Source organism: Desulfosarcina sp., assembly GCF_033791525.1.
In the GTDB taxonomy this organism is placed as follows: Bacteria; Desulfobacterota; Desulfobacteria; order Desulfobacterales; family Desulfosarcinaceae; genus Desulfosarcina.
In genome coordinates this window covers 1-8,321 of record NZ_JASJGN010000272.1, presented here as the reverse complement: position 1 = coordinate 8,321, position 8,321 = coordinate 1, and the positions used below count along the sequence as shown (strand labels likewise).

At 47.3% G+C, this 8,321-nt stretch carries 11 protein-coding genes; all 11 read left to right on the top strand.

Features of this window, described 5'->3' with window-relative positions; translation table 11 throughout:
- Window positions 1–736, top strand: a 736-nt coding sequence (locus QNK41_RS13645; protein ID WP_319257839.1) for a restriction endonuclease, incomplete at its 5' end; no start/stop codon positions are given.
- 225 nt (window positions 737–961) lie between these two features.
- Window positions 962–1,774, top strand: a complete 813-nt coding sequence (locus tag QNK41_RS13640; protein ID WP_319257837.1) for an REP-associated tyrosine transposase — start codon at window positions 962–964, stop codon at window positions 1,772–1,774.
- Window positions 1,775–2,323: 549 nt separating this feature from the next.
- Window positions 2,324–2,962 (top strand): YbhB/YbcL family Raf kinase inhibitor-like protein, encoded by a 639-nt coding sequence (locus QNK41_RS13635; protein WP_319257835.1) that lies wholly within the window; start codon window positions 2,324–2,326, stop codon window positions 2,960–2,962.
- Window positions 2,963–3,024: 62 nt separating this feature from the next.
- Complete coding sequence (locus QNK41_RS13630) at window positions 3,025–3,771, top strand: methyltransferase (RefSeq protein WP_319257833.1); 747 nt, start codon at window positions 3,025–3,027, stop codon at window positions 3,769–3,771.
- A 446-nt stretch (window positions 3,772–4,217) separates the two neighbouring features.
- Window positions 4,218–4,682 carry a hypothetical protein gene (locus tag QNK41_RS13625; protein ID WP_319257831.1) on the top strand — a complete coding sequence of 155 codons (465 nt, stop codon included), beginning with the start codon at window positions 4,218–4,220 and terminating at the stop codon, window positions 4,680–4,682.
- A 196-nt stretch (window positions 4,683–4,878) separates the two neighbouring features.
- The gene (locus QNK41_RS13620) at window positions 4,879–5,295 is read left to right on the top strand and encodes a hypothetical protein (RefSeq protein WP_319257829.1); all 417 of its coding nucleotides are present in this window, start codon (window positions 4,879–4,881) and stop codon (window positions 5,293–5,295) included.
- 58 nt (window positions 5,296–5,353) lie between these two features.
- Window positions 5,354–5,977, top strand: coding sequence for a LysE family translocator (locus QNK41_RS13615; RefSeq protein WP_319257827.1), 624 nt, complete (start codon window positions 5,354–5,356; stop codon window positions 5,975–5,977).
- Window positions 5,978–6,189: 212 nt separating this feature from the next.
- The gene (locus QNK41_RS13610; protein WP_319257825.1) at window positions 6,190–6,636 is read left to right on the top strand and encodes a hypothetical protein; all 447 of its coding nucleotides are present in this window, start codon (window positions 6,190–6,192) and stop codon (window positions 6,634–6,636) included.
- Window positions 6,637–6,729: 93 nt separating this feature from the next.
- A complete protein-coding gene (locus QNK41_RS13605) occupies window positions 6,730–7,524 on the top strand; it encodes an enoyl-CoA hydratase/isomerase family protein (protein ID WP_319257823.1) in 795 nt (264 codons plus the stop codon).
- A gap of 97 nt (window positions 7,525–7,621) precedes the next feature.
- The gene (locus tag QNK41_RS13600; protein WP_319257821.1) at window positions 7,622–8,035 is read left to right on the top strand and encodes a PaaI family thioesterase; all 414 of its coding nucleotides are present in this window, start codon (window positions 7,622–7,624) and stop codon (window positions 8,033–8,035) included.
- 85 nt (window positions 8,036–8,120) lie between these two features.
- Window positions 8,121–8,321, top strand: a 201-nt coding sequence (locus QNK41_RS23070) for a thymidylate synthase (protein WP_413815153.1), incomplete at its 3' end; no start/stop codon positions are given.

Here is an 8,321-nt window from a genome sequence, read left to right as displayed (position 1 = left end):
TGAATCACGTTTCGATTATGGCTCAGGCTCCAAAGCAAATCGAATGAGGGCATTCTGGAACAAGGCAACGGATGATCAACTCCGCCTCCTTTTCAATGGTCTTCTTGAGGGATGGGAGATTTACTCTGAAGAGTCGATTTCACAGTCTGCGCGTGAATTATTGGTTAGTATATTAAAAAGACTTGGGGGGATAAACACTCCTGATGTCAAGCAAGAGAAAAATTCAACCAGTCTCAGTGACGATGTTTCGAGTAAATTCATTTCTCGATTGATTCAGGTATCCTCCTTGCCCCCACAAAAGCGCGGATATGATTTCGAAGCGTTTCTTAATGAACTGTTTAACGCCTATGGGCTTGCTGGGCGAGCTTCTTTCCGTCTAACAGGAGAACAAATAGATGGAAGTTTTGTGATGCACAATGAGACCTATCTGCTGGAAGCCAAGTGGCAGAACGCCCAAACTGGCGTGGCAGATTTACATACATTTGAAGGTAAATTGGGTCAGAAGGCATCTTGGTCACGAGGGCTATTCGTAAGCAATTCTGGATTTTCTCCTGTCGGGCTTCAAGCTTTCGGTAAAGGGAAACGCCTCATATGCATGGACGGTTTCGATTTGTCTGAAATGCTGAGATTGAAGCTCTCTTTTATTGATGTAATGAATGAAAAAGTGCGGAGAGCAGCAGAGACGGGATTTCCTTTTGTGCCTGTGCGGGAGATCTATTCATGGGGTGATAATTAACCGATCGGGATAGGGAGTAGCCTCGCGGCCACCCCTTCCCACACCACCGGACAGGGATTCGGGGCCCAGGGATTCGGTAGGATTCGGGGTGAGGATTCGGGGTCGGACCAAGTCAACCTATTGATATGATGTAAGAAAGCATTAAAATCTAGACCCAAAATGGTCTTAGCCGTTCAGTTTTAGGGTCAAAACCTGCATTTTAAGCACTAAGCAGAATACTGATCAATGGCACGCGCAAACCGACATTTCATTCCTGGTCATATCTGGCATCTGACCCACCGGTGCCACAAGCATGAGTTTCTTTTTAAGTTTTCCAAAGACCGTACTCGCTGGATTGAGTTATTGTTTGAAGCGAAAAAGCGTTACCAGTTGTCCATTCTGAATTTCATCGTCACTTCCAACCATATTCACCTGATTGTTTCCGCCGACAATGGCAATGACTCCATTCCCAGGACCATGCAACTGATTGCAGGCAGGTCCGGTCAGGAGTATAATCGGCGTAAAGGCCGCAAGGGTGCCTTCTGGGAGGACCGTTATCATGCCACTGCTATTGAATCTGGTGAGCACCTTTGGCGTTGCCTGGTGTACGTGGATCTCAATATGGTCAGGGCCGGTGTGGTGAAACACCCATCCGAATGGAAATGGAGCGGTTACCATGAGATTCAGAAACCCAAAAAGCGATACCGATTGATCGATCACGATAAACTGAGGGGCTTGTTCAATGCGGATTCGAAGGAAACAGTTATCCGGACGCATCGGGGATGGATAGAAAGCCAGTTAAAAGTCAAACCAAAGCGTCAAGAGCACTTCGGCAGAAGCCTTGCGGTGGGAAGTGAGGCGTTCATCAGGCACGTGAAACAGTCACTGGGTATCCGTGCCGTCGGCAGGCGCGCTTTAAAAACGTCGGCAACCGGATATCAGTTGAAGGAATCCATTGCGGCATACGGGATTTTCGACTCAGACCGAACAGTGAACAACGCGGCCATTCCTGATACAAACGCAATACCCTGGAAGCTGGAAGACTCCTTAGAATTGTGATTTTGGTATCAAAACAGGCCGGCTAAGCTGTAAAATACAGGGTCAAATTAAATAATATTTACACGATTACAGATAGATGGCTTGGTCCGACCCTGAATTTGACCTGAATTTCTGAATTTTCTCTCAGGCTCGTCCCACCAAACCCGCCTGACTCGGTTCTTGTTCATCGCCCCGTGCACTCGCGGTACCCTGCCGTGGCAGGGCGGCCTCCTTTCCAGGCACCGTCGCCAGATACCCGGTTGCCATACCGCTATACCGTTGCCGCTCGCTGCGCTCACTCTCGCCTGCGGCTCGCGTTTCCGTTGCACTCCAACTCGCCTCCATCTGGCTGGGTTTGGGACTTGATGAGCGTTGAAACAAAGGGTATGCTCATCGTACCCTTTAGAATACGTGCCGTGCCCGGCACACAACAAGTGCATTCACCCGACAATACCCGCCGTTCCTTCGTCACTATGGGTATTGCGGGTGATGCTTGTGTTGGCTTAATAAGGATATTGCGCCTGAGACTGTAGTATAATGTTTAATATTTGACAGAAAGGAGAACAGACATTGAAAAAACAATTTACCATCTACATTGACTCATGGGCCCACGGTACTGCTATTCCGGCCATATTCGCTTTTGGTCGGCCGGGAACCGACAGTCCATTTGCTCCAAGTGACAACGTGAGCCCTGCCATTCGTTGGTCTAATGCACCCGCGGGTACGCGATCCTTTGCGATCATCTGTCACGACCCAGACGTTCCTTCGTCGGGAGAGGACGTGAACCAGCAAGGCAAGGTAGTTCCCGCTGATCTGCCTCGCGTGAATTTCTTTCATTGGGCTCTTGTAGATATCCCTGTCGATGTGCCTGGTCTGGACGAGGGTGCAGCCAGTCGGGGCATCACCCCACGAGGCAAGGCTGTAGGTCTAACCCAACATGGCGTGACCGGCAAGAACGACTACACGGGATGGTTCGCGGGAGACCCCGAGATGGAGGGCACCTACGGTGGCTACGATGGTCCCTGCCCGCCGTGGAATGACAGCATCGTGCATCACTACTACTTCGAGGTCTTTGCACTTGATATCGAAACGCTGGGGCTCCAAGACGAGTTCACCGGTCAAGACGCGTTGGAGGCAATGAAAGGACACATTCTGGCGAGTGCGTCGCACATGGGAACCTACTCAATGAACCCAGATATCGACGGCTAAAAAAAAATTGCCAACATAGCGTTACACTGCGACACGGTAAACCGCGCGCGTGAACGCTGACGTTGACATCAGGAGTTTATTTACAAGATGCCTCATTCCAAACCATCGTGCTCGATATGAACAAGAATAATACGGATTCCAGACTCTGGGTAGGTCAATCATTACATTTCTGCTGCATGGCGCTCTTGCTCGTCCTAGTTTATATGGCATGGAAATATATAGGTGAACCTTTTCCAATCGCTTTCTGGAGTGCAGTAGCATTTCCCGTTATGCATCAAATTTTTGTGTGGTTAACATGGCGACTTGAACTCCATTCCGGAGCGATAAGCAAATCCATTGGCTTCCACAGATACCTCTTATTCTTCTTTCTGCTTTTTTCTGGTCGCTTCATCACCCTGCTAACATTGGCATGGATTGATCGTGGCAGTCTCAATCTCCCAATTTTTCATTTAGCCATCTTAACAACATTACTCGCTTTGTCTGGCATCTACGCCATGTATAGCGTTAAGAAATATTTCGGAATGGCACGAGCGGCAGGAGCTGATCATTTCGATCTTCGATACCGTGAGATGCCCCTCGTGAAAAAAGGTATTTTCCGTTTCACAAGTAACGGAATGTACCTTTATGCCTTCCTTTTATTTTGGGCAATTGCCGTTGGTCTCAACTCGATAGCTGCACTCATAGTTGCAGCCTTTAGTCACGTTTACATCTGGGTGCACTACTATGCCACTGAGAAGCCAGATATGGACATTTTGTACTATACGGCTAACAAGACCGTGCGACCGGACGCAGAAGAGCTGCGCCGCTGATGTAATTGTTATATGGTAAATAATGGAAAACATAAAAGAACATCCCACACATTTCAAATTGACCAGTTACGTTGGAGAGACTATTATTAATTTTAGCTATAGTTTCCTTTGTTGTTGGAATCTATTTTCAGCAAAAAGGCCCAGTTGAATTGAGTCACAAATTCGCTTTCTCTTTTTTGACTATACTGCGTTATTAATTTCTTGGCTGGTTTTCCGAATGAAGCTATGTAGATGTCCTTCTTGTGGAAAATTGTTGCATAAATTGGTGCCTGGAGACAAATACAAATCAAGATAATTTATTTGTCAGAAATGCAACATCATTTGGGATACTGGTTATGTGATGTATGTTGAGATGGATGACCCCAGTTAAAATATTACATATCGCTGGAGAATGACGCGCAAGAAAAGCGTGTCTCAGCTCGACTGCGACCACGGGGATAGATCCGATGTCAGAAAATCGAGTCATTCTTGAAAAGCTGGATTCCATGGTTCGAGAGACCAATCTGGATATAGAGATTCAGAAATCAAAAAAGCTTCTCGCTCAGGATGAATCGCTCTTAGCTGGGGCAGTGCCGGTTCCGCTCAGTAAATTTGGAGCAGGACTTCCGGAGGGAATTGGATCAGCAAGAGTTTTCGCACTACGCGCAAACACAAGTTTCAAGACCGAACGTCATCCTAACAGTCTGCAGAGGGTCTTATCCCTTGAGGGTGACGGAGAGATCCTGGTGAAGGACAGTGTCTCCCCCAGGATTCAGGCACTTACAAGTTCAATGGATGCTCGGTTAGAGCAGCGTTGGGCCTCGTTAGGTCGTAATATATGGCATCAGCCTCAAGCTGGTTCCCGAGATTGGGTAGTGCTCACTTTTCACGAAGTGACAGAAAACAAATTAGTGGATGAATATCAAGACTAACTGCGGTATAATGAACTACCCCGCCGCAAGCAGCGAGGTATCACAGAAGGATGGAATCTATTTTATCGTCGCAAGCGACGGGGTATTAAACCCTCAGCGCTGTAAATCAACAAGTGCAACGGATCGCCGCTTCGCTGCGACCGCTCATTCATAATGTTGGTTCTGACATATTAATGGCATTACCCAAAGCAGAATGATGAAGAAAAAAACAGCACGCAAAACTTTTAAAACCATACATTTTCCATCTAAAGATGGATTACGTATTACCGCAGATGTCTATCCTGTTGATCAGCCAAAAGGATTAATTTTACTTTGCCATAAATCCCACTGCAACAGGGGAGATTATAGAGAAACAGCACCTAAATTTAACACATTGGGTTTTTCGTGTTTGGCGATTGACCAACGCTCAGGAATGAAGGTTTTCGGCGTAATAATTGAAACATCGGCTCTGGCAAAACAAAAAGGATTGGGTACAGGATATTTGGATGCCAAGAAAGATATAGAAGCTGCTGTGAGCTATGCTTTCATAATGAACAATAACAAACCTATTATTATCCTGGGCAGTTCTTATTCTGCCTCATTAGCATTGTTGATTTCGAAAGATACTTCATAACAACATTTGCGAAGAGTAAGCGTATTGTACCCACTTCGACTGAGACGGCAAATCGGAAATGACAGAATTTTTTACCATCGGAATCGTATTGGGTTTATCCGCAGGTTTTGCACCCGGGCCGCTGCTGGCTCTTGTAATTTCCGAAACGCTTCAACATGATATCAGATCCGGCATCAAAGTCGCTCTGTCGCCGATTTTCACCGATTTGCCAATAATCATTGTGACTCTGGCTGTTCTTTCAAAACTCTCCGATTTTCAACATATACTCGGAATCATTTCACTAATCGGGGGATGTGTTATTTTATTTATGGGCTATGAAAGCATGAACCCTGAAAGTCCCGAATCCGAATTTTCGGACACAAAGCCAAATTCCCTGGCAAAAGGGATTTTGGCAAATGCTTTGAGTCCCCACCCCTACCTTTTCTGGTTTAGTGTAGGCGGACCGATCATGAGCAGGGCAATAAATCTGAACGTTAAGGCCTCCATTGCTTTCATAGGCAGTTTTTATGTCTTGCTGGTCGGGTCAAAAATGTTATTGGCCGTATTGGTTGGCAGATCAAAATCTTTTCTGAACGGCACTTGGTATATATACACAATGCGACTATTAGGTCTGGCATTATGCATTTTGGCTCTTTTGCTTTTTCGAGACGGCTTGAAATTATTGGGAATAATAAATTTCTGATTTATCAGCGGTAAATCACGTTGCAATGAGATTTGAATTGTACATCGGCAAACAGAATATTAACCGGCGATAATGCGGTGAGGTCTAACCTGACCCTGCACTTGGGCATGTCCAGGTTCGCTGTTTAAATCCGATGGCCGAATGAGAAAATATTGCCTTTCAGCAGGCAGCATTCCGTCTCCGCTGAAGAGGCCGTTAATAGAAGCAATCAAATGCGCGTCAAACGAAAATTATATTTCCTTGGTTTTGCAATTTTCATTTTCTCATTCTTCCTACCAGCCCTAGCCGTATTTGGTGAACCAGTCAGTGGATATAAAAGCGCATTAATGCTTTTTGGATCTCTATTCAAATTCAATGACTTTCTGAATTATTCTTTTATAATATTTGCCAACCTTGGTAATATTTTCACAATTTTAGTATTCGTTCTACAATTTAAAATCTCTTTTAAGAAATTGATCATTTTCCAGTTCATTGCTTTTTTATCCGCTTTTTTCTGGGTGGGTTATGGCATCGTTCAAGAAAAAATTCTAAGCGATCTCCTTATTGGATACTGGAACTGGTTATTCGGAATATTTTTTATGTTAATATCTATGTACGCATCAATTAAAGAACAAAAAATTTCTGAATATTTCTATAAGAAAAATAAAGGCATCGGTTGATCATCCAAAAAGTCGTTTGAGAAGCGAGGCACAAAAATTATACACGTCTAAGCTCAACCGTTCGCAGTCAGCCAATCAGAGGAGCTATCACCCATGAGTAAGGTTCTGTACGAGAAACGTGACCGGATCGCCTACATCACCTTAAACCGCCCCGAAACCCTCAATGCCGTGGACGACGAACTCGACGAGGCTCTGTGGCAGGCATGGACCGATTTTAATGCTGACGATGCCCTTGATATCGCAATTGTAAGCGGAATGGGGAGGGCCTTTTGCGCCGGGGCCGACCTCAATACCTGGCTACCCAAGTGGGAGCATGCAAACATGCTGGACATCCGCAAGAACGTTGGCCGGGGATTCGGCGGTGGAATTACGCGCGGGCAGCACCGGATCTGCAAACCAATCATTGCCGCGGTGAACGGCCCGGCGATCGGCGGCGGATTCGAGATCGCGCTGGCCTGCGACTTCAGGATCGCCGCCGAGACGGCTCAATTCGCCTCATTTGAGGTGCGGCGGGGCCTGCATCAGGGCGACGGGGGCATCGTGCGGATCGTGGCCATCGCCGGCCTGGCCGTAGCGCTGGACCTCGCTTTAACCGGGCGCATGATCAGCGCCGATGAGGCCTACCGGTTGGGTCTGGTCAACCGGGTGGTCCCCGACGATCAGCTGATGGCCACCGCCGAGGAACTGGCGAACCAGATTCTGCAGAACAGCCAGCAGGCCGTACGTTCCGCAAAAGAAACCATCCTGGACATCATCGGACGCAGGCTGGACGATGCCCTGAGGGTTGAAACGCTGAATGCCTACTCCAGCGTCGGAGACTTCTCGGAAGTGAACACAAGATTGCAGCAGTTCTATCAAAGAAAAAAAACGGAGCCGGATCCGACCTAACAGGGACGGCAACTCCGGGCAGGGCTGCGAACCACGGCATGGTTCAGCCTGCCTGCAGGCTGCACACATCGGGGATTAGCTTTTAAGGAGAGAGATTGTGGTATCGAAAGAAGAAATGAATCGTTTTTTGAGCGCTGAATATCCTCAAAATAAATGCCTTGTCGAGGCGTTTGGCGATCGATCGGCCACCATCAGACATAAAGTCGGTTTCGATGAATTGCGCCCTGGTGGCACAGTGTCGGGCCCGGTGCTGATGACGGTGGCTGATTTTGCACTGTATGTGGCCATTTTGAGCGAGATCGGGTTGGTTCCGCTCGCGGTGACGACCAGCCTGACGATCAACTTTCTCAGAAAGCCGTCGTCAGACAAGGACATCATCGGTGTGTGCCGATTATTAAAGGTCGGGAAATCATTGGCTTTTGGCGAGGTGGCATTATATTCCGGGGATAACCCTGAACCCGTCGCGCACGTGGTTGGCACGTACGCCATACCGCCATCGGGTCAAGGCTGATACGATTTAGAAAAATCAGGGAGGAAACCGTTTATGAAACCATTGGGTTTGGAGGCTCGTTTGTCGTCCAACCTATCGGGGCGGCATGAAAGCGTATCTGGAGCTTTGTCGGCGTGTCATCAATGAAGGCGTTTGGGTGAAAAATGCCCGAACCGGGAAGCGTTGTCTGACCGTGATCAATGCAGACTTTGAATACGATGTAAACGGCGGACACTTGCCGGTGCTGACCACCAAAAAGCTATTCTGGAAACCGGCGATCGCTGAGATGTTGGGTTATTTACGCGGT

Coding starts and splice junctions, on each gene's coding strand:
- QNK41_RS13610 (WP_319257825.1), top strand. CDS start 6,190: ATGCGCGTCAAACGAAAATTATATTTCCTTGGTTTTGCAATTTTCATT.
- QNK41_RS13615 (WP_319257827.1), top strand. CDS start 5,354: ATGACAGAATTTTTTACCATCGGAATCGTATTGGGTTTATCCGCAGGT.
- QNK41_RS13605 (WP_319257823.1), top strand. CDS start 6,730: ATGAGTAAGGTTCTGTACGAGAAACGTGACCGGATCGCCTACATCACC.
- QNK41_RS13625 (WP_319257831.1), top strand. CDS start 4,218: ATGTCAGAAAATCGAGTCATTCTTGAAAAGCTGGATTCCATGGTTCGA.
- QNK41_RS13640 (WP_319257837.1), top strand. CDS start 962: ATGGCACGCGCAAACCGACATTTCATTCCTGGTCATATCTGGCATCTG.
- QNK41_RS13620 (WP_319257829.1), top strand. CDS start 4,879: ATGAAGAAAAAAACAGCACGCAAAACTTTTAAAACCATACATTTTCCA.